At 31.6% G+C, this 301-nt stretch carries 1 protein-coding gene; it reads right to left on the bottom strand.

Features of this window, described 5'->3' with window-relative positions:
- Positions 1–6: 6 nt before the first annotated feature.
- A partial coding sequence (gene tscT / locus HMPREF2663_RS09205; protein WP_070846294.1) for a type II toxin-antitoxin system toxin TscT occupies positions 7–301 on the bottom strand: 295 nt, incomplete at its 5' end.

Genomic DNA, 301 nt, shown 5'->3' with positions numbered 1-301 from the left:
TTAAATTTATGCGTTATCTGATTCTGTCGCCAAACTTACATCAGATGCGCATTTTTCTATTTCTTGAAACTTTTTTATAAAACCGTCTAACTCTTCCAAATAAGAAAGCATTAATTCTGTAACTTGTTCGTTGTGAATTCTATGTTCGTTATACGCCAGACCATAATTAACCACTTCTTCTTTAGTTTTTAACGATCTCTTCGTAAATCGTTCATCTACAAACCATGTATGTGTAGTCGCTACATCTTCCAACTTTTCTTTTACTACCTCTATATCACACATTAAATTTTTAATTTCCCAA

Origin of the sequence: Staphylococcus sp. HMSC077D08 (genome assembly GCF_001837945.1) — a bacterium.
GTDB lineage: Bacteria > Bacillota > Bacilli > Staphylococcales > Staphylococcaceae > Staphylococcus > Staphylococcus epidermidis.
Note: the sequence above shows the minus strand (reverse complement) of the source record. Positions and strands in the feature narration are given on the sequence as shown.